Origin of the sequence: Vagococcus allomyrinae, from assembly GCF_017829975.1 — a bacterium.
Lineage (GTDB): Bacteria > Bacillota > Bacilli > Lactobacillales > Vagococcaceae > Vagococcus_D > Vagococcus_D allomyrinae.
In genome coordinates this window covers 71,903-98,898 of sequence record NZ_JAEEGA010000019.1, presented here as the reverse complement: position 1 = coordinate 98,898, position 26,996 = coordinate 71,903, and the positions used below count along the sequence as shown (strand labels likewise).

Annotated in this window: 22 protein-coding genes and 1 other RNA gene; 3 read left to right on the top strand and 20 right to left on the bottom strand. The window is 39.1% G+C overall.

Annotated features, from left to right (window positions below; all coding sequences use genetic code 11):
- The 14 genes from rlmD to I6N95_RS22570 form a co-directional block, all read right to left on the bottom strand.
- On the bottom strand, positions 1-1,368 hold the full coding sequence (rlmD, locus tag I6N95_RS22635; RefSeq protein ID WP_209531705.1) for a 23S rRNA (uracil(1939)-C(5))-methyltransferase RlmD: 1,368 nt from the start codon (positions 1,366-1,368) through the stop codon (positions 1-3).
- Positions 1,369-1,516: 148 nt separating this feature from the next.
- Positions 1,517-2,539 (bottom strand): diacylglycerol kinase, encoded by a 1,023-nt coding sequence (locus I6N95_RS22630; RefSeq protein ID WP_347340596.1) that lies wholly within the window; start codon positions 2,537-2,539, stop codon positions 1,517-1,519.
- Positions 2,540-2,610: 71 nt separating this feature from the next.
- On the bottom strand, positions 2,611-4,041 hold the full coding sequence (gatB, locus tag I6N95_RS22625; protein ID WP_209531700.1) for an Asp-tRNA(Asn)/Glu-tRNA(Gln) amidotransferase subunit GatB: 1,431 nt from the start codon (positions 4,039-4,041) through the stop codon (positions 2,611-2,613).
- Positions 4,041-5,510: an Asp-tRNA(Asn)/Glu-tRNA(Gln) amidotransferase subunit GatA gene (gatA, locus tag I6N95_RS22620; protein ID WP_209531698.1), complete on the bottom strand. Its 1,470-nt coding sequence runs from the start codon at positions 5,508-5,510 to the stop codon at positions 4,041-4,043. The genes gatB and gatA overlap by 1 nt, the downstream gene beginning before the upstream one ends.
- Positions 5,510-5,815, bottom strand: coding sequence for an Asp-tRNA(Asn)/Glu-tRNA(Gln) amidotransferase subunit GatC (gatC, locus tag I6N95_RS22615; protein ID WP_209531696.1), 306 nt, complete (start codon positions 5,813-5,815; stop codon positions 5,510-5,512). The genes gatA and gatC overlap by 1 nt, the downstream gene beginning before the upstream one ends.
- Before the next feature lie 146 nt (positions 5,816-5,961).
- On the bottom strand, positions 5,962-7,056 hold the full coding sequence (locus I6N95_RS22610; protein ID WP_209531694.1) for a CamS family sex pheromone protein: 1,095 nt from the start codon (positions 7,054-7,056) through the stop codon (positions 5,962-5,964).
- Positions 7,046-9,070, bottom strand: coding sequence for an NAD-dependent DNA ligase LigA (gene ligA / locus I6N95_RS22605; RefSeq protein WP_209531692.1), 2,025 nt, complete (start codon positions 9,068-9,070; stop codon positions 7,046-7,048). The genes I6N95_RS22610 and ligA overlap by 11 nt, the downstream gene beginning before the upstream one ends.
- Before the next feature lie 152 nt (positions 9,071-9,222).
- Entirely contained in the window at positions 9,223-11,469 is a 2,247-nt protein-coding gene (gene pcrA / locus I6N95_RS22600) for a DNA helicase PcrA (RefSeq protein ID WP_209531689.1), read from the bottom strand.
- Between the two features lie 312 nt (positions 11,470-11,781).
- Positions 11,782-11,982, bottom strand: coding sequence for a cold-shock protein CspD (cspD, locus tag I6N95_RS22595; protein ID WP_209531687.1), 201 nt, complete (start codon positions 11,980-11,982; stop codon positions 11,782-11,784).
- A gap of 280 nt (positions 11,983-12,262) precedes the next feature.
- Positions 12,263-14,101 (bottom strand): translational GTPase TypA, encoded by a 1,839-nt coding sequence (typA, locus tag I6N95_RS22590; RefSeq protein WP_209531686.1) that lies wholly within the window; start codon positions 14,099-14,101, stop codon positions 12,263-12,265.
- A 229-nt stretch (positions 14,102-14,330) separates the two neighbouring features.
- Positions 14,331-15,098 (bottom strand): inositol monophosphatase family protein, encoded by a 768-nt coding sequence (locus tag I6N95_RS22585; RefSeq protein ID WP_209531685.1) that lies wholly within the window; start codon positions 15,096-15,098, stop codon positions 14,331-14,333.
- A gap of 4 nt (positions 15,099-15,102) precedes the next feature.
- A complete protein-coding gene (locus I6N95_RS22580) occupies positions 15,103-15,384 on the bottom strand; it encodes a UPF0223 family protein (protein ID WP_209531684.1) in 282 nt (93 codons plus the stop codon).
- A 133-nt stretch (positions 15,385-15,517) separates the two neighbouring features.
- A complete protein-coding gene (locus tag I6N95_RS22575; protein ID WP_209531683.1) occupies positions 15,518-16,987 on the bottom strand; it encodes a sensor histidine kinase in 1,470 nt (489 codons plus the stop codon).
- Positions 16,984-17,706: a response regulator transcription factor gene (locus I6N95_RS22570; RefSeq protein WP_209531682.1), complete on the bottom strand. Its 723-nt coding sequence runs from the start codon at positions 17,704-17,706 to the stop codon at positions 16,984-16,986. Before I6N95_RS22570 ends, I6N95_RS22575 begins: the two co-directional genes overlap by 4 nt.
- Before the next feature lie 271 nt (positions 17,707-17,977).
- Between I6N95_RS22570 and I6N95_RS22565 the strand changes: the two genes are divergently transcribed.
- Both I6N95_RS22565 and ssrA read left to right on the top strand, forming a co-directional pair.
- Positions 17,978-18,754: a Cof-type HAD-IIB family hydrolase gene (locus tag I6N95_RS22565; protein ID WP_209531680.1), complete on the top strand. Its 777-nt coding sequence runs from the start codon at positions 17,978-17,980 to the stop codon at positions 18,752-18,754.
- A gap of 101 nt (positions 18,755-18,855) precedes the next feature.
- Positions 18,856-19,216, top strand: a transfer-messenger RNA (tmRNA) gene (gene ssrA, locus I6N95_RS22560).
- A gap of 233 nt (positions 19,217-19,449) precedes the next feature.
- On the opposite strand, the gene I6N95_RS22555 is transcribed toward ssrA, so the two are convergent.
- The 3 genes from I6N95_RS22555 to I6N95_RS22545 form a co-directional block, all read right to left on the bottom strand.
- On the bottom strand, positions 19,450-20,214 hold the full coding sequence (locus tag I6N95_RS22555) for a hypothetical protein (RefSeq protein WP_209531671.1): 765 nt from the start codon (positions 20,212-20,214) through the stop codon (positions 19,450-19,452).
- Positions 20,215-20,489: 275 nt separating this feature from the next.
- Complete coding sequence (locus I6N95_RS22550) at positions 20,490-22,058, bottom strand: terminase large subunit domain-containing protein (protein ID WP_209531669.1); 1,569 nt, start codon at positions 22,056-22,058, stop codon at positions 20,490-20,492.
- Between the two features lie 373 nt (positions 22,059-22,431).
- On the bottom strand, positions 22,432-22,860 hold the full coding sequence (locus tag I6N95_RS22545) for a hypothetical protein (protein WP_209531667.1): 429 nt from the start codon (positions 22,858-22,860) through the stop codon (positions 22,432-22,434).
- Positions 22,861-23,093: 233 nt separating this feature from the next.
- Between I6N95_RS22545 and I6N95_RS22540 the strand changes: the two genes are divergently transcribed.
- On the top strand, positions 23,094-23,501 hold the full coding sequence (locus tag I6N95_RS22540; protein WP_209531666.1) for a hypothetical protein: 408 nt from the start codon (positions 23,094-23,096) through the stop codon (positions 23,499-23,501).
- 284 nt (positions 23,502-23,785) lie between these two features.
- On the opposite strand, the gene I6N95_RS22535 is transcribed toward I6N95_RS22540, so the two are convergent.
- From I6N95_RS22535 to I6N95_RS22525, 3 genes are all read right to left on the bottom strand, one after another.
- Positions 23,786-24,430 (bottom strand): deoxynucleoside kinase, encoded by a 645-nt coding sequence (locus I6N95_RS22535; protein ID WP_209531665.1) that lies wholly within the window; start codon positions 24,428-24,430, stop codon positions 23,786-23,788.
- Positions 24,431-24,557: 127 nt separating this feature from the next.
- Positions 24,558-25,736 carry an MFS transporter gene (locus I6N95_RS22530; RefSeq protein WP_209531664.1) on the bottom strand — a complete coding sequence of 393 codons (1,179 nt, stop codon included), beginning with the start codon at positions 25,734-25,736 and terminating at the stop codon, positions 24,558-24,560.
- Positions 25,737-25,739: 3 nt separating this feature from the next.
- Positions 25,740-26,750, bottom strand: coding sequence for an ROK family transcriptional regulator (locus tag I6N95_RS22525; RefSeq protein WP_209531663.1), 1,011 nt, complete (start codon positions 26,748-26,750; stop codon positions 25,740-25,742).
- Positions 26,751-26,996: the final 246 nt, after the last annotated feature.

The following is a 26,996-nucleotide window of genomic DNA, read 5'->3' as shown; positions in this document are numbered from 1 at the left end:
TTATTTCTTAACGAGTTCCGCAACGACTTCCACATGTGGTGTTTGAGGGAACATATCAACTGGTTGAACTTGCTTAACTTCATACCCGTGAGTAGCAAACAATTGGCAATCACGAGCTAAGCTAGCTGGGTTACATGAGACATAGACAACCTTCTTAGGTTGCAGCTCAACCGCTGCCTCAATGAAACTTTCAGCTAAGCCTTTGCGAGGTGGATCAACAATTAGCACATCTGCTGTGACCTCATCTGCTAGCCAAGCTGGCATGATGTACTCAGCTTTGCCTACTTCAAATTTAACATTGCTAATATTGTTCATCTGAGCATTTATTTTAGCATCAGAAATCGCGTCTGGATTGACTTCCATCCCCAGAACCTGTTGCACTTTGTCCGCAAGAGAGAGACCGATCGTGCCAATGCCACAATAGGCATCAATGACTGTGTCCGTCTTTTTTAGTTGAGCAAAATCGATGGCTGTTTGATACAACACTTCTGCTTGGACAGTATTCACCTGATAAAATGATTGTGCTGAAATTCGATAGGTTTTACCTAATAATTGATCCTTAATGTAGTTTTGACCAAACAACGTTTTATTGGTTTTACCTAGAATAACATTGGTTGCATCTGGGTTAATGTTTTGAACGATCGACACGACTTCCGGCAATGCCAGATGTATTTCTTGGACCATTTTTTCATAGTTAAATAATTTGGGTGTACGAGTAACCAAGACAATCATCATCTCATGAGAATAATGACCGCGTCGAACGATAATATGGCGTAAATTCCCGGTATTTTCTTCTTCGATATAAGCTTTAACACCATACTTTTCCAAGACATCTCGGACGATAATAATCGCTTCATCGATCTTTTTATCTTGAATGTAAAAATCTTCAAGAGGAACTAAGTCATGACTGTTTTTGCGGAAGAAGCCTGTCGTTAGTTCACCGTTCACTTTACGGACAGGAATTTGGGCTTTATTACGGTATTCCAGCGGGTTTTCCATCCCTTTGATCGGATGAATCTTAACCTCAGGCATTTTAGCAATACGTTGAAAAACATTTTTCACTTGTTGTTCTTTAAACGCTAATTGAGCGTCATACGACATGTGATTTAATGGCGCAATGCCGGTTCTAATCAAGGTTTCATTAACCGCTTCAACACGATCTGGACTTTTTTTTGTCAATGTGATTACTTTGGCAAATCCAAATTTTTTACCGGCTTTTAACACCAGTACCTCAGCCGCTTCGCCAGGCAAGGTATTTTCAATAAATAACGGATAGCCAGCTACTTTAGCAACCCCAAGTCCTTCATGTGACAAGTCAATAATGTCCACATTGAGTGTTTGATTCTTTTCTACAGGTAAGTTTTTCATTTATTTGCTCTTTTCTTTTTTTATCTATTCTCTATTCTAAGGGCTAAAGAGGTAAAACACAATCTTTATCGCCTATTTCTAATTAAAGACAAGCAATCCGATCCATTAGACCAGATTGCTTGTCCATTTTTCCAGCTATATATCGCCCTCAGGAAATTTTGCCATCACCGTCAATATCTTCATCAGTCAAATGTTCAACTTCCTTAATAAACGCATCTGAGGCTTCCAACATATCATGATTATCACCTGTCACTGCTTCCTCTGGAATTTTATCCAAATTGGCATACATCTCGATATGCTGGTGTAAATTCGTAAAGTGCATCGGCGCATCGCCACCATATTCGCCGTCTAAATTAATCATCATGCGGACCCCTTCATCAAGGGTTTCAGCGTACAAATGAGAGGTTTTAGCATAGATAACTCGCGGATCATTGACATGTTTCCCGCCATTAATCATCAGAGCAACCAAATGCATGATTTCCACAATGTTAGCCGTTTTAACGACGATTAGCGAAAACTTGCCATCGTCTAATTGGGCATTGGGGGCAATTTGCTCAAAGCCACCAACCGAGTTAGTTAACCCTAAAAAGAACATGGACGCTTTGCCGATATATTCTCCTCCATCATATACGAGCCGCATATTAATGGGTTTAACGCGAGGTAACATCTCGGCTCCTTTAACTAAATATGCTAAATACCCAAAAACACTTTTAAGTTGGGAGGGCACCTCATAAGTTAGTTCTGTTAAGTTGCCTCCCGCTCCAATGTTCATAAAATACGTCTCGTCTGCTTTGCCAATGTCCATGCGAATCGTTTGTTTCTTAGCGATCACACGAGCCGCTTCGACAATATTATCGCGAGGGACTTTTAAAGCCCGAGCATAATCGTTGGTTGTTCCTCCTGGAAGAATGGCCATCTTTGGTCGCTTTTCAAGAGGAGCAATTCCATTGATGACTTGATTAATTGTGCCATCACCACCGGCGGCAACGATCAAGTCAAAACCAGCTAAGGCAGCTCGTTCTGCTTCTTTTTGAGCAGAATTTGGTGCGGCAGTTGTGGCAAAAGCGCTCGCTTCATACCCAGCCCCCTCCAATATGTCCAAGACATCAGGTAGACTTTTTTTGATGGTTTCTTTTCCTGATGTGGGATTATAAATCACTCTAGCTTTCACGGAAATGAACTCCTTCTTCTTCATAGTAAACGAGCCAGTTGAGACTGTCACCAATAAACTGGCTGCGGTTTTTACTTTTTAGCCAATTCTTCTTGTAAAAGTTTATTAACTACGCCAGGGTTGGCCTTACCTTTAGTTGCTTTCATAATTTGTCCCACTAAGAAGCCAACCGCACGGTCTTTACCGTTTTTAAAGTCGTCGATTGATTGTTGATTATTGGCCAAAATCTCATTGATCACTGGCAATAACTGAGCCGGATCGGATAATTGGACTAAGCCTTTTTTCTCTACCACGTCTTTGGCTTCGCCACCATTTTCAATTAATTCTTTAAAGACTTTTTTCGCAATTTTAGAACTAATTGTTCCATCTGCAATCAAATTGATCATGCCTGCTAAATTGCTCGGCGTCAATTTCGTATCATGTAATTCCACATGTTCACTGTTTAAATAAGCTGATACTTCACCCATCAACCAGTTGGAAGCTTGTTTGGCGTCCGCCCCATTGGCCAGAGTCGCTTCAAAGAAATCTGACATTTCTTTTGACAAGGTTAGTACCATGGCATCGTACTCTGGTAAGTCTAATTCTTCAACATAGCGGGCCCGACGAGCAGTCGGCATCTCAGGTAAAGAGGCACGAACTTCTTCGATCCATTCATCACTGATCTCAAAGACAGGTAAGTCAGGTTCTGGGAAGTAGCGATAGTCACTTGCCCCTTCTTTAACACGCATTAACAATGTATCTCCTGTAGCATCATCGTAGCGGCGAGTTTCCTGCTCGATCTTACCACCGGATAATAAAACTTTGGCCTGACGTTTTTCTTCAAAAGCTAAGCCTTTACGGACGAAGTTTAACGAGTTTAAGTTTTTAATCTCCGCCTTAGTCCCAAAAGCCTCTTGACCGTATGGACGCAATGAAATATTGGCATCACAACGCATGGAGCCTTCTTCCATTTTGACATCGCTGACGCCGGTAAACTGGATCACTGAACGGACAGCTTCTAAATAAGCATAGGCTTCTTCTGGTGAACGCATATCTGCTTCAGAAACGATCTCAATTAACGGCGTTCCTTGACGGTTTAAATCAACGTATGAAAACCCTTCTGATCCGTGAATATTTTTACCAGCATCTTCTTCTAAATGAACTCGTTCAATGCGAATTTTTTTCTTTTTACCTGCGACTTCAATCTCAATCCAACCATCATGGCCAATCGGATGAGTATCTTGAGAAATTTGATAGGCTTTCGGATTATCTGGATAAAAATAATTTTTGCGATCGAAGTGAGTTTCTTGCGTAATGCCACAATTTAACGCCAGCGCGGCTTTAATCGCGAACTCAATCGCTCGTTCATTGGCGACTGGTAAGACCCCAGGATAACTCCAATCGACCACATTGGTGTTGGTATTTTGTTCAGCACCGAAGTGAGCAGGTGCTGATGAAAAGATTTTTGATTCTGTTTTTAATTCAACGTGGATCTCTAGTCCAATAACTGTCTCAAAGTTCATTATGCATGCCCCCCTAAAATAGCTGGCTGTTGCTTGTGGAAATTCGTTGCTTGTTCGAAGGCATAAGCCGCTTGATACATTGTTGCTTCATCAAAATGTTTACCGATCAATTGGAGACCAACTGGTAAGCCGTCAACAAAGCCACATGGAACTGACATACCTGGCAAGCCAGCCAAGTTTACCGGAATCGTTAAAACATCCGCCGTGTACATCGTAATTGGGTCTTCAATATTTTCACCTAAACCGTAAGCAACAGTTGGGGTTGTTGGGCCAATGATTAAGTCATAGTCATTAAAGACCGCGTCAAAATCACGGCAAATCAACGTTCGAACTTGTCCAGCCTTTTTAAAGTAAGCATCGTAATAACCAGCACTTAATGAGAATGTGCCTAACATAATGCGACGTTTCACTTCGAGACCAAATCCTTCAGAACGTGAATTGACATAGACATCTTCTAAATCCTTCACATTTTCAGAACGATAGCCGTAACGAATTCCATCAAAACGTTGCAAATTAGAAGACGCTTCAGACGAAGCAATAATATAGTAAACTTCGACACCATATTTAGAGTGGGGTAAGCTCACTTCATCAACCGTTGCCCCTAATCCTTTAAAGGTAGTGACCGCTTTTTCCACGGCAGTGCGAATCTCTGGCGCCACTCCTTCTGTCATAAATTCTTTTGGTACAGCAATTTTTAGTCCTTTAATATCGCCAGTTAGCCCCGCTGTAAAATCAGGCACCTCAATTTTAGCACTACTGCTGTCTCGTTTATCCCAACCACTAATGGCATTTAACAGGAAGGCATTGTCTTTAACAGTTCGCGTCAAAGGCCCAATTTGGTCTAAACTTGAAGCGAAAGCAATCAACCCAAAGCGTGAGACTCGTCCATAAGTTGGTTTCATACCAACAATCCCGTTAAAAGCGGCTGGTTGGCGAATGCTCCCCCCGGTATCACTCCCGAGAGAGGCACCGATTTGCCCAGCGGCAACAGCGGCCGCTGAACCACCTGACGAACCACCAGGGACTTTTGTTTGATCCCAAGCATTTTTCGTTTTCTTAAAATAAGAAGTCTCTGTACTGCCACCCATGGCAAATTCATCCATGTTTAGTTTCCCAACCGGAATCATGCCAGCAGAGTATAGTTGCTCCATAACGGTTGCATCGTAGATTGGCTCAAAATTGAACAACATTTTGCTGCCGGCTGTTGTCAGTAGGTCTTTTGTGACAATATTATCCTTAATCCCAATAGGTAAACCTGCCAAAGGTTGGGTCTCATCAATGCCTGCAACATCTAGCTTTGTGGCTAATTCAATGGCTCGCTCTTCATTTAACGTAATAAAGGCATCTACTTGTGGTTCCGTCTCCTTGATTCGTTTAAACGTGGCTTCCGCAATTTCTTTCGCTGTCACTTCTTTTCCAGTCAATAAATCATGCAACTCTGTTAAATTCTTTTTGTACAGTTCCGTCATTATGCGCCAGCCTCCCCATTTTCAATAATTACTGGCACTTTAATATAGCCATTTTCTTTTTCAGGTACATTTTTCATCAATAATTCGCGATCTGTTCCAGGAACAGCCACGTCTTCCCGCATTACACTCTTATTATAGATAACATTAGTCGTAACAGGTACACCCTCAGTGTCAACCTCTCCTAATGTTTCGACCATGTCAATGATCTTACCTAATTGTTCGGTAAAACCGTGAAGCTCTTCTTCTGGAAAAGCCAATTTCGATAATTTTGCTACATGTTTAATTTGTCCTTCACTAATTGCCATACTTAGCCTTCTTTCCATTCATTTTCATGAAACCATTTTACCATAAGTTTCTGTAATATGCTGAAACTCTTATCATTTAATTGCTAGCAGATAAAGCTTTTCCGTGAAAAAACGGTAGCTGTTACCTCTATGCTTTCGCTTATTCGTTAGTTAAAAACGTGACCAACAGATTTATCCGAACCAACTTGCTTCTCAACAAAACCTTGAGGGCCTTCTAACGTATTAACTTGGACTTCTATATTGGCATTAATATTGAAAATGGTGTCCACTGTCGTTGAAATAAATTGCGTAAAGTTTAAGATTTCTGTTTCACTAAAATACTTCGTTTCAATCACGATAGTCAGCTTTTGTAACTCATTATTACGGTAAGCTGCTACGCCAGAAATACCACTAGAATTAGGAAAAAAACTTTGAATACTGTTTTTAAAATCAGTAAATTTATTGGATAAGCCATCATTTGTCGCATTGTTTTGTTCGCCTTCTTTAGCCGGCAAAACAAGGTACGCTTCATTAACTTCTTCCCAACCACTTAACTCATTGCCACTTTTACTCGTAGCTTTAGCAAAGTAACTGCCTCCACCAATATCATCTCTGGTGGCCTGTTTAAACAAGCCAATGGTGATCGGGATATTCTCCAGCCCCTTAATAGTCCGAACTCTCTCTAATACCTTCCCAGCAATGCGCTGTCCTTCTGAGTTAACCGTTCCATCGTCAATTTCAACTGGTGGGGTGGTACTATAATCCACAGAATTTAAGACAATCCCTAAACTAACACCACCTAACTGCTCGTTCTCTTTGCTTAAATAGTTTTGTTCTACGATTTGTTCGAAAATAATGGGGCCACCTCCCTCTGCAGGATTTAAGCCTAAAGGAGCACCATCACTTTGACGACTGATCAACTGAATGATGTCCTCACGACTGATGTATTGCCCTTCTTGAAATAAAAATTTGTCTACTGGATAAGGAGTCTTAGACATCTCCATCAACCCTTTTTCAACATTTGACAAATTGTAGTTACTATTTACAGTACTTTTTGAGACACCTCTCGCTTTTCCTGTCTTATATTTACCGTCAACCAGTAGGGCTTGATAAGACGAGTCGTTCAGCTGTCCTGTGGTGGCAGTTTTATCGCCACTTGCTTGATTAGGCGAAATATTCGAGGTCCCTTTTTCCAATTTACCACAGCCTGCTAAAAGCAAAACTGCACCAATTAAGCCAATCATTATTTTTTTACGTTTCATCGGTCGTGCTCCCTTCAATTGCGGCAACCATCTCTGCTTCGTTCCAAACATCAATCCCCAATTCCTGAGCTTTTGTTAACTTACTACCAGCTTCCTCGCCAGCGACAACAATATCCGTCTTCTTGGACACACCACCAGTGACTTTTCCACCAAGTGCTTCGATTCGCGCCTTGGCCTCATTGCGGTTAAAATGAGTTAAACTTCCCGTTAACACCACGGTTTTATCTTTAAAAACGGAGTCAACCTCTGCTAAATCAGCGGCTGTTACTCCAAGATAAGTTAAATTAACACCTGCTTCACGCAACTCATCTATCAGCTGGTGAACTTCTTCTTTTTCAAAGTAAGTCACTAAACTATCAGCAATGATCTCTCCTAGAGAATCTATTTCAGTGACTTCCTCCACAGTTGCCGCCATGACACCTTCGATTGTTTTGAAATTTTCAGCTAAAATTTGCCCTGCTTTAGCGCCTACGTGGCGAATACCTAAACCAAATAAGAGTTTTTCCAAAGAATTTTCTTTACTCTTGGCAATAGCCGACAGCAAATTTTGAGCAGACTTTTCTTTAATCTTGTCCAACGTTAACAATTGCTCAGCGGTTAATGAATACAAGTCCGCTACATCAGCCACCAATTTTTTATCATACATCTGCTCAATGACTCGTGGACCAAGCCCATCAATATTCATGGCATTCCGTGAAACAAAATGGCTTAAGCCCTCTTTTATCTGGGCTGGACACATCGGATTAATGCAGCGTAAGGCAACTTCTTCATCAAGATGAACTAGTTCACTGTCACAAACTGGACAAGTGCTAGGTGCTTCATAAGGCAAACTATCAGCTAGGCGTTTATCTAAAACCACACGGGTGACTTCTGGAATAATGTCTCCTGCTTTGTGAATCATCACGTGATCCCCAATCCGAATATCTCGTTCGCGAATTAAATCCATATTATGCAGACTAGCTCGAGCCACAGTCGTTCCTGCTAAACGAACTGGGTTCATGATAGCAGTAGGAGTGACAACACCTGTGCGGCCAATCGTCCATTCAATCTCATTCACCACCGTCTCAGCTTCTTCAGCGGGAAATTTATAGGCGATCGCCCAGCGCGGAGCTTTTACGGTGTAGCCAATTTCTTGTTGAGCTTGCAAAGAATTGACCTTAATGACAATCCCGTCAATCTCATAATCCAAATGAGGCCGCTTTTCTTGAAACTCTTGAACAAACTCCCAAATCTCAGCAACGTTTTGGCAAATACGGCGCTCATGATTGGTGGTCAACCCTAAACGATCCAACTCATCTAAAGCACCACTTTGAGTAGTTGCTGACAAGCTACCTAAATCCGCCACTGAATATAAGAAGGTGCTTAAATTACGCTCTGCCACTACCTTCGTATCCAATTGACGTAAACTACCAGCAGCCGCATTGCGAGGGTTAGCAAAAACTTCGTGACCATTCTCCTCACGAACTCTGTTTAACTCAGCAAAAGACGTTTTAGGCATGTAACACTCACCGCGTACTTCAATCGTAAGAGGTTGCGCTAATCGACGAGGAATTGACTTAACGGTATTCAGATTGGCGGTAATCTCTTCGCCAATCCGCCCATCTCCCCGCGTGGCCCCTTGAACAAAGCGGCCATTTTCATATTTTAACGAAACTGCTAAGCCATCAATTTTTAGTTCGCACATGTATTCAATCGGAAGTTCCGTCAATTTGCGTATCCGTTTATCAAAAGCCTCTAAATCCTCTTTATTAAACGCATTGCCAAGACTCAACATAGGACTGTCGTGTGTGACTTTGGTAAAACCAGTGGAGATCGCCCCACCAACACGTTGCGTAATGGAGTCAGGGGTAACCAATTCAGGATAAGCCGCTTCGAGAGCAACTAATTCAGCATAAGCCTTGTCAAAAATATGATCTTCTACTAAGGGCTGATCTGCATCATTGTAAGCTGTGTTCCATTTATCTAAATCTTTCCGTAGTTCTTCTATTCTCAAAACCGCATCTTCTTGCTTCACGGTAGTTCCTCCTTATGAAAAAGCTTTATAAATCGGGTTGTGCTGATTTACAAAGCTCATTAACCTTGAGATTCCCAGAAGAACAAATCCCCCTGGGAATGACTTACTTGCATGAGTCTTTTAATAAAGCCATCCAAGAAAAGCTGTAACCTTTATTTTTGAATCTTTTCAATAGGAGCAAAGGCTGCTAATAAACGTTTGATACCTTGAGCTGGGAACGCAATATCCAGCTCCACATCTTTGGCACTGCCGCCTACTTTGACGACTGTTCCAACACCCCATTTTTTATGCTGAACTTTGTCACCAGGTTGCCAGGCCTCTTGGTCACCGCCGGTTTCTACTTTACTGGAAACTTTGGTTTGCTGAGGTTGTGTATAAATAGCTTTGCGAGTAGCGGCTCCTGTAAGGGTTGATTGACGATTTTGAATAGATTTAACGCCGCCGTCCCCTTCCAGTAGTTCTTGATTAATCTCATCGATAAAGCGGGACGGGCGATTGTACTGAGTCCGCCCATAAAGGGTTCGCGAAAAGGCGTTGGAGATGATCAATTTTTTCTCCGCTCGCGTAATCCCAACATAAGCCAAACGACGCTCTTCTTCCAACTCTGCTTCCTCCATCAAAGCTCTTGATAAAGGGAATATTCCCTCTTCCATTCCCAAGAGAAAGACTACTGGAAACTCCAGCCCTTTAGCCGCGTGCAATGTCATCAAGGTTACTTGGGAAGTCTCTTCCTCTAAAGAATCGATGTCTGCGACTAAAGCCAAATCATTTAGGAAAATCGTCAGCTTGTCCGCTGGATTTTCCAGCTCCTCATCTGCTGCCTCTTGTTGCTTATCAAACTCCTGAGTTACAGATATTAATTCTTCTAAGTTTTCTAATCTATTTTGCGATTCCAGTGTATTTTGCCGTTTCAAATCAGCCTCATAGCCACTGCGCTTTAAAGTTTCTTGAACCAATTCAGTAATGGATAAATAAGGAACCATCTTTTGTAGGTCCTGAATCATCATGCCGAAGGCCGCTAATTCTTTACTAGCTTTGCCTGAGATATTAGCCAAATCAACATTGATTGAAGCTTCTAGCAAAGACCATTCATGAATTGCTGCAAATTCACGTAGCTTCTCTACAGACGTATTCCCAATCCCCCGTTTTGGTTCATTGACCACTCGGGCAAAACTTAACGAATCCATGGGATTAGCGATCACATTTAAATAGGCCAAAATATCTTTGATCTCTTTGCGATCGTAGAACTTGTGCCCTCCGACCATTTTGTAAGGGATATTAGACTTAAGTAACATTTCCTCCATTACCCGTGACAAGGCGTTAGTCCGGTAAAGAATAGCAAAATCACCGTATTTCCGCCCTTTTTCCGCAATTTCCTTTTGAATGGTTGACACGATATACTGTGTTTCACCACGTTCTGTTTCACCGCGATAATAGGTGATCTTCTCCCCGTCCTGATTGTCAGTCCACAGCTTTTTATCACGGCGTTGACTGTTATTTTCAATCACGTGATTGGCCGCTGCCAAAATATTCGATGTTGAACGATAGTTTTGCTCCAATAAGACCACATTGGCCTCTTGATAGTCTTTCTCAAAATCCAAGATATTTTGCATATCTGCACCACGCCAACCATAAATACTTTGGTCAGCATCCCCAACCACGCACAGATTTTTAAAGCGGGCAGCCAACATGTTAACCAAAGTGTATTGAGCATGGTTAGTATCTTGATATTCATCCACATGAATGTAGTGAAATTTATTTTGATAATAAGCCAATGTATCTGGGTGCTCATCGAATAGCCGAATAGTTAGCATAATCAAATCATCAAAGTCCATGCACTGATTATTTCGCAATTCTTTTTGATACGCACCGTAACACTTTGCCACAATCGCCTCAAAGAAACCATTATTTAATTCGGCGTATTTTTCTGGCGTCTGCAATTCATTTTTAGCATTGCTAATCATTCCAATAATACTGCGAGGGTCATATTTTTTAGGATCAATGTTTTGTTCCTTAACAATCCGCTTCATCAGCGTCAGCTGCTCCCCACTGTCTATGATCGTAAAATTTCGATTATAGCCAATATGATCGACATCCCGACGTAACATCCGGACGCACATTGAGTGAAACGTGGAAACCCAAACGTCTTCTCCACCACTAGTAAGGAGATTATTGACCCGCTCTTTCATTTCCTTAGCGGCCTTATTCGTAAAAGTTATGGCCAAAATATTCCAAGGATTCACATTTTTTTCAGTGATTAAATAAGCAATTCGGTGAGTTAACACTCGGGTCTTACCACTTCCAGCACCAGCCATGATTAACAACGGGCCTTCTGTTTGAAGAACCGCCTCTTTTTGCTTTGGATTCATTCCATCTATTAAGGAATCTTTAGTTGACATTCATAACGTCCTCTCTAGTTGTTCTGTATCAAAAAAATGCTGACAAGATCACTGCCAACCCCATTTTTCAATCTCTTCCATTATAGCAAATTTCAGGCCAAACTTCTTCTAAAAAAGTATTAAAGTACGAAAAGCTTTGAATCATTTTATCGGCGCTATAAAAATCCAGCTGAAAGCTGATTTGTTTCCGTTAACTTTTCGATGTGTCAAACCAGATATTCTCTTTTTCACACTAGAAACTGAAAGTTACGGCAAAAAAAGTACCCTATCATAAGATAAGATACTTTTTCGATAATTGGATTAAATAAATGCTTAAAGTTTAATCACTTCAGCAGCTTGAGGACCTCTTTCGCCTTCAACGACTGAAAATTCAACTTCTTGTCCCTCTTCTAGGGATTTGAAGCCATCGCCCTGAATAGCTGAAAAATGTACAAATACATCATCATGACCTTCAACTTCGATAAATCCAAAACCTTTTTCGTTGTTAAACCATTTCACTTTACCTTGTTCCATCAAATAGAGCCTCCATCAATTTTACTTTGTAATTAAACATCCTTACTACAATTGTTCAAAAAGACAATTAAGGACTCTTTTTCGGAACAATTCATAAAGAACTTTTCATTACACTTAATATTATACTTCACTATAGTTAGAACTTCAATGCCTATTTAAACGTTTTCTTTTTATTGTTGTCCTGAAAGTTTACTCTTTGTGAAAGGAAGTGTCACACTGCTTCAATGTGTAACATAACTAAAACTCCAAAGACACAATCATCTTTGGAGTTTCAAATTAATTAATCAGCTTTTTTGCTTTTTTTAGCAGCTTTTTCACGTTCACCTTTGTTTAAGATTTGTTTTCTCAGGCGAATGCTTTCTGGTGTCACTTCACAATACTCATCGTCATTCAAAAATTCTAATGATTCTTCAAGTGACATCACTTTTGGTTTTTTAATGACGTTTGTTTGATCTTTATTTGCAGAACGAACATTGGTTTGTTGTTTAGCTTTGGTCACGTTAACGCCCAAATCATTTTCACGACTGTTAGCTCCGACAACCATGCCTTCATAAACTTCTGTTCCAGGTTCGACAAAGACTGTCCCACGTTCTTCAACACTCATAATACTGTAGGTTGTCGCTTTTCCAGTATCAACGGACACAAGGGCCCCATTACGGCGTCCTCCTATTGTTCCTTGAATCATAGGTAAATATTGATCGAAAGTATGGTGCATAATACCATAACCACGAGTCATCGACATAAATTCAGTCGTATAGCCGATTAAACCACGAGCAGGTGCTAGGAAAATCAAGCGAATTTGACCATTTCCTGTATGAATCATGTCTTGCATTTCACCTTTACGTTGGCTTAACGATTCGATGATGCTGCCCATATATTCTTCTGGTGTGTCGATTTGCACACGCTCAAAAGGTTCGCATTTACGGCCATCAAATTCTTTTACAATAACTTTAGGACGTGATACTTGTAATTCAAATCCTTCACGACGCATGTTTTCAATCAAAATAGATAAGTGGAGTTCACCACGCCCGGATACTATCCATGCATCTGGTGAATCTGTCGGATCTACTTTAAGTGACACATCTGTTTGCAGTTGATTTAACAAACGCTCTTCAATTTTCCGAGACGTTACAAATTTACCTTCGCGACCAGCAAAAGGTGAATTATTTACCAAAAATGTCATCTGCAAAGTTGGCTCATCAATATGTAAAATTGGCAGTGCATCTTGATGATCTGTTGGTGTGACTGTTTCTCCTACGAAGATGTCTTCCATTCCAGAAACAGCAATTAAATCGCCAGCTTTAGCTTCAGTAATCTCCACACGGTTTAAACCGAAGAATCCGAATAATTTGGTTACACGGAAGTTCTTTGCAGAGCCATCTAACTTCATTAATGACACTTGGTCACCAACTTTAATTTTTCCACGGAAGACGCGCCCAATCCCAATACGACCAACATAGTCATTATAATCTAATAAAGATACTTGGAATTGTAAGGGTTCATCACTATTATCAACTGGCGCTGGGATATGTTCCAAAATCGTATCAAAAACAGGGTTCATTGATGCTTCTTGATCTGCTGGATCCTCTGACAAGCTCGACGTTCCGTTGATACCAGACGTATAAATAACAGGGAATTCCAATTGATCGTCATCAGCACCTAGTTCGATAAATAGTTCTAGAACTTCATCAATAACTTCAGCCGGACGAGCAGAAGGTTTGTCAATTTTATTGACTAACACGATCGGAATTAGTTTTTGCTCAAGGGCTTTTTTCAATACAAAACGAGTTTGTGGCATTGTGCCTTCGTATGCATCAACAACTAATAAAACACCGTCAACCATTTTCATAATACGCTCTACTTCACCACCAAAGTCCGCATGCCCTGGCGTATCTAAAATATTGATCTTGGTTCCTTGGTAACTAACGGCAGTATTTTTCGCTAAAATGGTAATACCACGCTCTTTTTCGATATCATTTGAATCCATTGCGCGCTCTTCCAAGCTTACATGGCCGTCTAATGTATCAGATTGTTTTAATAATTCATCTACCATTGTTGTTTTCCCATGGTCAACGTGGGCAATAATGGCTACGTTGCGGATATCTTCTCTTAATTTCACTTTTTATTCTCCTCACTATATGTAAAGCACTAAATCTTACTAGCTATCTTTCAAAAGGTTGCATTTCTCTTTCATTTCTTAAGAGAGACACAACTTTAAAAAAAAACTAAAACGACTATCTCAAATTAACTCGACTTTTCATTATAGCAAAAAACTCTCATGAAAAACAATAAAAAGTTTTCAGAAAACATAAAAAGTTACGAGTCTCATTCAAATAGTAAGCAACCACTTAGTTTTGGCGGGTTTGAATTTCGGCAAAAGCCGCCGGCGTCGCACCCAATATCGGGACTTTTTGCCTTAAATCTAAGGGTTCACCATTTAGTGCAATCATCTTAAGTCCTAATTCTTCCATTAGCACTTTAGCTGGAGCGTAATCCCATGGTTGAAGATTACTAATGTAGGCATTTTGATTGCCTTTAATCAACTCTTTAAAACCAATTCCGGCACAACCGATCATTCTAACACCAATTGATTTCATGGCAACCGTTTGCGTTTCATAGGTATTATTTAAAAACATATGAGTGTTGACACTGATCAAACCTTTTTCCAAGGTAATATTTGGTACATCCTTAATCACTTGCTCATTGAGATAGACACCCATTCCTTTACCACCCCAAAGCAGTTCATCTCGCATGACCTCATAAATAAATGCCATCTGACCGATTCCCTCTTCGTAAACGGCAAGCATTGTACAAAAATTGTCTTGTTGCTTAACAAAATTCAAGGTACCATCGATGGGATCAATAATCCACACGCGACCACTAAAATCAGTCACATGGTCACCGAGACCTTCTTCCCCTAAAATTTGATCGTCAGGATAATGATGGCGAATTTTATCAATGAAAAAAGCTTCGGTTTCTTTATCAACATTGGTAACTAAATCAGACTTATTGGTTTTTTCTTCCACAATTAAAGGGGATTGTAATTTTCGTTTAATGTTTTCCCCAGCTTCGTAAACCCAGCCTTTAATTTCTTCGACCATTTGCTGCTGACTCATCGTCTTAGGCTCCTTTCATCTTAAGCATTTTATCAGGTGCAGCTTTAGCTGCTTGAACAGCACGATACAAAGAATAGCCTGATACTTCTTCAAAATCGCGCCCAAGTTTTCGCTCTTCCCCGATACTCTTAATCACAGTTTTAAACTCTTGATAAACAGTTAAAAATTGAGCAGCAGGCAATCCTTTCTCATAAGTGTCTTCCAGCGCTTGCCACATTGCCATTACAACTAACATTTCTGGTTGTGTCCACTCTATATCTAGTGGGTAATTATAATTATCTTGCATGTTACCACCTTTATGTTCGTCTATTGTCTTAGTGTATCAAAAAAAACCTCTTACGTACATCAATAGAACATTTTCATTAGAATTTTTTCAGTAAAATGGCAGACTGATTTGCACAGCCTGCCACCTTTTTTTCTTAATTTGATTCCTTCGGTTCCTCAATCAATTCTCGTGCTTCTTCATCTGGAAAGGTCACGTTGAATGTCGTACCAACGTCTTTTTCACTTTCAACAGTGATCGTGCCTTTATGAAGTTTCACCAGCTGATGAACGATCGACAAACCTAAGCCTGACTCGCCATATTTGGTATTTTTTCGTGATGGATCGACTTTATAGTAACGTTCCCAAATATTTTGAACTTCTTCTTCTGTCATACCGATTCCCGTATCGCTAATCTTCACAGTCGTTTCCAAATACCCTCGTTCTACTGACACAGTAATCTCGCCGTCTTGTGTAAATTGAATCGCATTTTGAATGATATTAACCATGATTTGCACAAAACGATCATAGTCCGCATACACCTCAATTTCGTCTGTGGTCGTCAGACTAAGCTGATTGCCTGAAGCTTCCGCTTTTCCTTGAAGCTGTTGTACCACTTGCTTCAACGTATCTGTGGCACTAAACTTTTGAATCACCATGCTAATTTGATTGGTGCGAATTTTTTCATAGTCGAGATTTTCATTGACTAATCGAATCAAACGAGTTGTTTCATTACGCATTAATTGGATACATTTTTCTTCCTGATCCTTAGGAATAGCATTGTAGGCAATTCCTTCCAGCAAGCCATTAATGGTTGTCAAAGGGGTTCGCATCTCATGAGCCGCATCAGCCATAAATTGTCGGCGTCGATCCTCTTGACGCTCGATTTCTTCGTTGGATTCTTTCAATGCCTGAGCCATTCGGTTAAAGTCCGTCGCCAGCTCATCCAACTCATCATTGCTTTTGACTTCTAAGTTAACATCAAAATTCCCTTCTGCAATTTGGCGTGCGGCTTTTTTCATTCGGTTTATTCGATTAACTTGAAATTGAGCCAACATATAACTAAAAATCAACGAAAAGATACTTGAAATTAAGAAGGCTTTAAACAGATTTTCCGTCAGTCCACTCATGCTGTTTTCAATATTACTCGTCGGTTGCAGCACCGCAATCGTCCCATAAAACTGACTTTCATTCGTGGACTTATTAATAATAAACAACGGTTTTAAGACCATGGCCATGTGAATCTTACTATTAGTGCTAGTCGTAAATTCAACTGATGTAGAGACCCCTTCACCATTTTGAACTTTTTTCCAATTGCTTTTGGAAATAAAATTAACTTGTTGCCCCTGTTTTTCACTGGGGTATTCCACGACTTTGTCTGCATTGATATAAAAGAAATTGATATTTTGATTTTTAAGAGCCAATTCCGTTAACAATAAACTATTGTTTAACATGCCTGGATCTTCTTGACTATTCTCCTGAATTGAATCAGCGTAAGCTTGCATCTGATCGTAGGTATTCGTTAGAATGGTTCGCTTAGTAAATTGTGTAAAGGACACGCCTACCACAATTAAAATAGTCAAAATAATCGCCCAAAAGGCAATCATTTGTTGAAAGAGATACCTCATTTAACATCGACTCCAGAGTCATCGAATTTATAACCGACACCCCAAACGGTCTGAATAACTTGAGGGCCAACTTTTTCGATTTTTTGACGTAATTTTTTTATGTGAGCATCAACGGTTCGCTCATCACCAAAGTATTGATAATCCCATACCATTTCTAATAATTGCTCCCGAGAAAAAACTTGACGAGGCTTTTTAGCCAACGTATACAATAAATCAAATTCTTTCGGTGTTAGGCCTTCAATCAATTCCTCATCCAAATAGGCTTCTCGTGTTTTCGTATTCATCTTGAAGTGGTCGGTGGCAATATCGAAATCACCATTTCCGTCTTCACTACTGACAGTGCCTTCGACTAATTCAGCCCGTCGATGAAGGGCCTTAATCCGGGCGATCAAGGTAAGTGGACTAAAGGGTTTTGTCACATAATCATCGGCCCCCATCTCCAAACCAATAACCTGATCACTTTCCGAATCACGGGCCGTTAACATAATAATGGGAACCGTACTGGATGTTTTACGGATTTCTCGACAAACTGCTACTCCGTCCATGGTTGGCAAATTCAAATCTAAGGTAATCATATCCCAAGCTTCAGGTTCCTCTAAGAAGGCATCCAAGCCCTCCTTGCCGTCATATTTAAAGGTAGCATCCCATTTCTCATTTAAAAAAAACATCTGCATCATTTCTGATACTGATTCATTATCTTCTATCATTAGCACTTTCATTTTTACAATCTCCTCACTTATCTCTTAATTTGTATTATACTATAGAACGTTTATTAAATTACACTCTTCACAACTTTTTCAAAAAGCTTTCAATGATTCCCCTAATTTCCCCTAACCTATGTCTTTAGTATACTCTATTAGCAAAGGTTTCAACAAACATAAACTGTCAAATTGAAAAACCTAGCACTGAACCTGTTTTTTTGCTAAGATAGGGGTAGCATTTTTTTCTTTGATAGCAAATAGAGCACTTATAAAAGGAGTATTTATACTTATGACAGAAGTAAAAGGTTTAGCATTTTTTGATTTAGACGGCACCCTCTTAGATGAGCATTCTGATGTGACGATTGAAATCATCGAAGCCATGATTGAATTACAAGAAAATAAAATTATTCCCGTGATTGCTACCGGTCGCACAAACACTGAAGTCAGAGAAATTAGCCAACGCACTGGCATCGACTCATTGATTACGATGAACGGTCAATACGTGTTGTTTGAAGGCAAAGAGGTCTACAGCGGTTTAATTCCTCAAGATATCTGTGAAAAAATGTACCATCAAACTCAAGCCTTAGGGCAAGAAATAGGCTTTTATACACCTGACTTAATTACCGTCTCTCAACATACCCCGATGGTCGAGAAAACTTATAACTACATCCACTCTCCTCTTCCAATCGTCAACAGCCAACTTTATCGCGAACGTGATTTAAATATGTTGTTGGTCATTGGAGAAGAGCATGACGATGTTTATAAAGAAAACTTTCCTGAATTGACCTTTTTCCGTAATGGTCCCCATTCTATTGATGTTATCAGCAAGGGTGGTAACAAAGGAAAAGGCGTCCGCGAATTGGTCAAGGCCCTGGGACTGGAAGGCGTTCCAACTTACGGCTTTGGTGATGGGCTTAATGATATCGATCTACTGAAAGCCTGCGATCATCGGATTGCGATGGGGAATGCCAAACCAGAATTAAAAGAAATAGCTACCTATATCACCACTAAAAATACTGAAGGTGGCATTTTAAGGGCCCTACGACAATACAATTTGATCTATTAAGATAAAGCGAGCACTAAAGTTTTTAGTGCTCTCTGACTTTAAATCCCCTTAGACTTGTGTTATACTATTCCAGTACAACACCGTACACCCTTATTATTTAAGGGGGCGTTACGGATTCGACAGGTATAGTCGAGCTTGAATTGCGTTCCGTAGGTTACGTCTACGTAAAAACGTTACAGTTAAATATAACTGCTAAAAACGAAAACACTTTCGCTCTAGCTGCCTAAAAACAGTTGGCGAAGATCCTCCCAGCATCTCCCATGTGCTGGATCAGGGTCTCAAACTAAGTGGGATACGCTAAATGTTTCCGTCTGGAATGTTTAGAAGAGTTTATCAGACTAGCGAAGAGCAATGTTTGTTTAATGTCAGAACTCTCAGCGAAATTTAAGCATTAAACTATGAGCGTAGATATTGAAGTGGCGATGTGCTTGGACGCGGGTTCGACTCCCGCCGCCTCCATTTGGTGGTAACACACATTCACAAACGGAGTTAAAACCCTTGATATATAAGGGTTTTTTATTTTACACTTATCACTGATTAACACTCATTAACAATAAATGGCATTTAATTTGGCATTTAATTATGGCATTTAGCAATTAAAATTAGCGTTGTGGGAGGCAATTTTAATTAGTCCCTTTTAGGTTATTTTTTTACTTTTTCACACAATAAAAAGATAGCCATATTTGACTATCTTCTTAGCTAGGGGCATTAATCAATTGTGCATAACAAAATAATTTATGTATCTTTTTACTATCATTATACTCCATTCCAATCAAACTAATCCCCAAATTAAAGTCATTATTTCTTTTTTCATTTTTATAATCTTGATACTCTAAAATTATTTGTATTTTAAAATCTTCATAATTATGTTCAATTTCACTTTTATCAATATTATCCATATGATAAAAATATAATTGACTTATTGATTTACCTAAATTTACATTTTGTTTCTCGCCCGGCATCAAAACTGAAATGTATTGAATTTCGGTAGAACTAGCCATCATGACATGTATTTTATCAATGTCAAATGAGAAAAAATTGTTACTAATATCAATTTCATCTTTTCCAGTATTCGATAATGTTTCTTTAAGAATAACATAACTGATTTTTACATTAAACACCGGAGTTTGACCACCGTTAATGATTGGAACTTTTATTACTTCGGGGTTTAGTAAATATCTTTCCAGTGTAATTGCTTCACCTTTACCTAATGTTAGTATTGGATCACGTTCTTTTTCTTCTTGTTCTTTTTCAACATTTAGTTGCTCCTTCATAACTAAGTACGCTCCCATAATTCCAATCAGAGAACCTAAAGTACCTCCCCAATAACCCAGCCAGCCTTCTTCACTTCCACCTATAAAAGGAAGTCTAGGTATTTTCATCACAATTCCTATTATCAAAGTAAATAACACTGTAAAAGCAAGAAAAACCATTAAAGTACAAATTAGCCTTTTTTTCAAAAAGTATCACCTCTTAATCAGTATACACAATAAAACACGCCCTGTTAAGAGTGTGTTCATCTTCTAGCTAAATTCTTTTCCTACAATCACATCAAATTCCTTACTACTCGTATCAGCATTAATTTTTACAATATTATAAGACTTACCTTTCCAATGGATATTCATCTTATTATTAAGGGGCACTGGTTGCTGACTTGTCTTTTAACGTGTCTAAGTGATTAAAGCCCGTCTGGTTCGTCATAATTACTTTATTCAATGCTGGGTCAAGGTCAACATTATAAACTATGCAACGGGGATAAGCCTACTATGCCGTCTTGCGAAAAGTATTTGAAGTGAAGCACATTTTCGGCATCAAGCTTTCTAGTGTTGGTTCCCTCTGTCACTTCATAGTACAATGACCCGCTGTCACTCTGTTTCAGGCTTGTTTCTGAATTTAGTAATAGGTTCAATTCTGTTATTTCTTCACCCTTACGAACTATTTCAGCAAAACTATTGCCATTCAACAACATATTAGCCGCCAGTGCAAACTTGAAATGCCAGCCGTCCATGATGCTATTTGGCTTCACATTGATTAAGTAATCTAGCTTAGTTTGCTCGTCAACCATGCCACCTTTTACTACTTGTAGCTGACTTGACGCTATGTCGCTGGCAATGATCTTGACAGCGGTAAACACATCACTATGACTGTCACAGTAAAACTGTCCTTCTTCAAGCGGTATGATCCATGATAAACTGGTCAGGTCATTTGTTTTAGATAGGTCAATTCCGACATAAACACTTTTCCCTTGAATATCAAGTTCTTCTACTTCGGCATTCGCCCAATCCTCAGATGCAACATAACTATTGTCTGAAGCTTGTAACCACAAATTGAAATTTTTAACTAAAACCGCATTTAAGTTGCTTTGTTTTATCCCTAATGCCACATCATCGCGTATCGCTTGAATCATGGTATTTTTAATTTCTTCACTCTCAAAAATTGGGTTAGCTTTAATGTATAAATCTTCATTGTGTATTTCTTCTTTATCATCAAGTTCCCATATGGCAATAAAATAACGGTCAGCCTCTTCTTTCCCGTCTAATACCTTTGAAAGAAATTCGTATTCTTCAAACATTGGCACATTGATATTCAAGCCAGCTGTAGACACAACTGCCAACAACCCGTTTTTTTGGTTGCTCATACCTGATTTGATAACGTTGTAAACTTTTCTGTCCTTTGCTTCATGCCATTCATCTAATATGGCAGTAGTAGCCCCGAAGCCATCTAGCGTGCTTGTCTCAGATGCTAAGGCGATGGCGAAACTATTACTTTCTAAATCTGTAATTTGAGAATTTAAAATTTTCAGCCGTTGGCGCATATATTTTGATTGTTTAGTCACATTACGTAGACCAGCGGCCATCATGTTATACCCTATCTTAGATTGTTTTAAGGCATTCGATACAAATAGTATCTGCCTACCTTCTGCCGGTTCTTTCTCCATGAGTAACGAATTTGAGCCCATTCCACTAACGAGATACGTTTTTCCATTTTTCCGACTCATTGAAATAAAGGCCCGATTGTATCGCCTGTTATCTGTTTCTTTCTCTCGCCATCCATTAAGTTCAGCGATCAACCATTTTTGGAAGAGTAACATCTCAATTCGGCTGCCGTCAGTACCAGGTAATAATCCCATGAATTTAATTGATTGAGTTGCTTTATCATTATTAAAATAATAAGGAAAATCCGACTGTTCAGACCGTTTCAAATCTCGTTTGAATCGGGTCACAGCTTGAATTATCTTTTTACCAGCAATAATCTCACCATTCAGCACCTTGTCAGCATAATCTAATGCAAAGTTAGCTTCCATTTAATAACCTTTCAAAAGGATCTGTCGGCTTTTCCTTTTTAGCATTAGTGATAGCAAGGCGTTGTCTAGCTTCCAAAGTCATGCCTAGACTGGTTGCGATGGTTCGCATATCTCTAATCGCTTGTGATTCTCTTGTAACTTTCTTTTGACCTGTTCATATGTCGCCATCAATGAGTGATTTTCAGTGTCTCCCAATTCTCCACACGCAAGGACAACAGAGTGGTGGGTCTAATGCCAGCCAGCTCCATTCGGGCAACCGGATCGATTAAAATCGCAAAGAAACCTCTGAGAAATCAGAGGCATTTTTTATATCTGAAAGGCAAAAAAGATTGGCACCTTGCTAAATGCTTTCAACAAAAACAAATAGCACTGCCTAAAATCCGTGCAACGCTTTATAATCATCTAGTACTTGTTTAAATTCGCCTTGGTAAACTTTAAAAAGCTTCACTCTTTCGCCAGATTCTAGCATAAGGATTGGATAACAAAGTATTCCTGTTTTAGTAATCGTGGGTAACTCTTTAAATTCAATGTTTTTGATCTGGTTTGCTTGAATGACAACTGTTGAAAAAGGTTTTTTCAAAAATATTACACTAGTGTAAAAAAATAGATAATGATACTTATAGCGCCTTATAACATACCATCCAAACGCCATTAAAATAACACTGATAAAAAATAGAAGTGCTTTAGCAAAAACAAAGTTGGCCATGACTCCAATCACCGCTCCGATTAAAACAAATGTTAAACCACTCATATCATTATCTGCTTTTGCGTGATATATTCTCTTTCCAAACTCCTTATCCATAGCTCCTCCTCCTTATACTGATAGTCTATCAAAAGCCCTTTCTCCTGACAATTATATAACACTTACCATCAAAAAAAAGACAAAAAAAAACCTCGCAAACAGAGGGTTAATTAAGTAATATGCAGCTGTTCACAAATTAATTATTACAGCTGATCACCAATTCATGATAAACTATTGATATCAACTAAAACAAAAAATTTATTCTGAATTTTGTTTTAAAAGGAGTACTGGGAATGACGCTTACAACTATTTTTTCGCTTTTTTTAAACCAGCAAGACTCGGAAGCAAAACAATTGCTAACAGCATTTATCGTGGCGAATAATCACGCAAAACAAAGGATTCAAGACTTTTTAAACTCAGAACTGATGCGAGTCAGCACCATTGAATCACTTGAAGTAATTGAAATCTTTAGTCATTTTTCCGATTTATCTTTGATCTCAAAAGTTGATGGTGGCACCGTTGAAGAATTTCAGCCCGCTGTGATTGACATTGAAGATTTAGAAACTTATAATCGTTGTGGCCGCCGTGAGTTTAAGCAAGTGATTAACCCAGACCTTCTATCATTCTATAACAATAAAACAAGCTTAAGAGAAGTGATTAAGATCAGTGACATTAGCACTCATTTTAAAGTAAACCATTAACTAAATGACGAGTGGTGACCGATTGTAACCACTCATCGTTGAAACCCATCGTCGCTTAGGCTAGTAGCCCTTAGATTTCAATTAAAGTTCATTTTTCTGATTCATATGGTAAATATTGCAATTGGTTACTAACATCAAAAACACAAATGAAAAAGTTATCGCTATCATCGTTAGTGACTAATTGTTAATATAAAAAACGGTTGGAATTAAATCATCTTCTAACTCACATCACCTTAATTCCAACCGTTACTATTTATACGAACCACTGACGGTTGTATGTCTTTTTACTTGCGACTCTCAGCTAGTTTCTCTTCCACAAGCGTTAATACATATTCCCGTGCTAAAGGATCTTCCACAAAATCGTGGCGATCTCCATCTATTTGAATTTTTGGACTTTCATGATAATTCTCAAACCACTGATCATAACGATGATTTAATTCCTTATAATAATCATACAGAGTAGGATCGTATGACAATTGTTCAAATTCTCGGCCTCTTTTTTCAATGCGCTCCAACATTTTTTCAAAAGAAATTTTAATATGAACCAATAAATCAGGATGTTTTTTCTGAGCCGCAAAGGGCAACTCTTCCATCATATTCGCAAGTAACTCATCATAAACCTTCACCTCAGTTGCTGACGCACGTCCTAGATCGGCATTTAAATGAAAAAGTAATGAGTCCTCATACATCGAACGATCCAATACATTATTCTCATCTTGCAACGCTTGTTTTATACTGGCAAACCGCTTATTTAAAAAATAGATCTGCAATAAAAATGCATACTTATTTGGGTCTGCATAAAAAAGTGGTAAGACCTCATTATTTTCGACAGATTCATAAAAGGCCTTACTGCCAAGTCTGTCTGCTATCATTTCTGTTAAACTTGATTTTCCTGCTCCAATTGTGCCTGCTAATACTATCACGCTCATTGCCTCCAACTTCCAATCAATATATAGTGGTTAATCAATACTTAACCATATTAACACACTATATAGAGTATTCATCATAAAAAGCAACTTTTTTCATTTTTTCTTAATTCTTACCTCTTATTCTTGGTTATCTCTCATTTAGCTGGCCTTCAGCATCTAATTTTTTATTGAGCAATTCCGACGCCACATACATCACACTACCATAGCCAATTAGGAAAATAGGCAACACTTCCATGCCTAATTTTGGTGCCAAGAAACCAAATAAAGGTGGTAGTACTACTGATCCAGTATAGGCAATCGCCATTTGAATTCCCATTATCTGTTGCGCAATGGCTTGCCCAAAACGTTCAGGAGTTTCATGTAACATGGCGGGATAGATCGGCGCACATCCGAAACCAATTAAACAAATCCCCAATAATAACAGCGGGTAACTTTTAGCAAGAATTAACAATAATGCTCCAGATACAATTAATATTTGACCAATCCTAATCAGTTGACGATTAGTCAATAACATCGAAACGAAACCTGAAATCAGCCTGCCAAACATGATAAAACCGAAAAAGCCTGAAACTGCAATAGCTGCTTTTGAACTATCAATTCCTTTAACATTAATTAGATAGCTACTGGACCAAAGCCCCATCGTCGCTTCAACCCCGATATATAAAAAGAAGGCATACAGCGCTAGACGAACTTTTTTCATTTTAATCAGAAAAGAAAGAGTAAGTGCTCTTTCCTGTTGTTCCGCTGTCTTTTTTTGTTCCTTCCCTCGCCACATTGGCAATGTCATCAATAAGACGATTGCCAAAATAAACTGGATAACGGCAACAACTAAATAGCCAACACGCCATGAGCGATCCTGGGATAAGACTTGCGACATTATCAGAGGGCTTGTTAAAGCCCCTATTCCCCAAAAACTATGCAACCAATTCATATGATGAGCTTGGTAGTTTTCGGCCACATATTCATTTAGGGCAGCATCAACTGCTCCAGCTCCTAAACCAAGTGGTACGGCTGCTACTAACACCCAGCCAAAAGCAGGTGCTAAATAAAAACCTAGTAACGCCGTTGCTGTTCCCAGTACGCTAACAGCTGTCAGCTTCCCAGTTCCAAATTTTCGAATTAACTTACCACTGAAAAAACTGGAAGTGATTGTCCCAAAAGAGATCGTCATTGAAACCAAACCCGCATAACTCTGGGGGACAGCCAAATCACGATACATTTCTGGCCAGCCCACACCAAGGAGTGAGTCCGGTAAACCTAAACTAATAAATGTGATATAAATAATGCTCAAAAATACTGTTGCCATTCATTACCTGCTTTCTTCTGAGTGAAATTTATTTTCTAGTACTTGAATTGCAAGAGATTTAACTCCGGCCAGATAGTCTGTATTAAAGCTCTGTAAAAAAGCAATTTTTGGTACACTTACTTGGCCAAATAAGTCAGTTAGTTGGTGTTCAATTACTGGCAACATAGCTGCTTGGGGTCGCTTACCGTAAATAACAATTTGATGAGGATCATAAGCGATCATCATCGTGATAATCGTTTGACAAATATTCATTGTCAAATCGCCCTCTTCTTCTGCCACCTGATGCCAATGAACTGATAGTGGTAGAAGATTAATTTCTCCTACAAGCCCATTAACACCATGAACGATTTGATCATTAAGATAAACCGCACTACCGGGGGGATAATTATCAGGATAATATAGTGCTACCACCGTTTCTCCTTGAAGCCTTTGAGTATGACAATGTCCTAATAACACACTATTAACATCATTTTCTATGATGACTGGTAACTGACAAGTCTCCATTAAATAGCTTCGCAAAAAAACATCTTTCATCAACACGAAATCACTCATGTTAATTTTCCCAGCTATCTCCACGCCTGGCATTCCTATTGCTACCTGTTGTATTGCTGAATACTCTTTCTTAGCAGATTGAATAAGTTCTGAAATCGTTTCTTTTGTCACCAGCTGGAATTCAACAGACCAATGGGCCTTCACTTCTCCCGCTAAGTTACACACGGTAAAATCCGCCACATCTGTCACTTCTTTTTGATACAAACAGATGGCCAAAACAAATTGATAATCAAAATTATAACTAAATCTGCTGGCAGGCCTTCCTCCTGTCATAGAACTTTCCGTTAATTGATAAACTTCCCCTTGATTAACTAGTTTTGTTACTAAGGCATTTACCGTCACCACACTTAACCCACTTAACTTGGCTAACTCAGGTTTTGTCAGAGACTTGTTCACTTGAAGGATCTCTCTGACTTGTTTCATGTTTATTTCTCGCATTAACTGCGGCTTGCCTATTTTCATAGTTCCTCCTTAATAAAGTCTCTTAATAAAGATTCTTTATTAAAGATAATAACGTCTCTTGACTGTCTTGTCAATCATCATTTTCATAACAAACATGGCGATGTAATCACTCAGTAGATTAACAAGAGGTCTGTAAATTTGTGTGTAACCATCCCAACACTGTGTAAACGCTTTACACACTAAATAAACATCATAACATTATACATTATGCGGTTTGTCGTTTATTTTTATTGGCACACTTCTTGC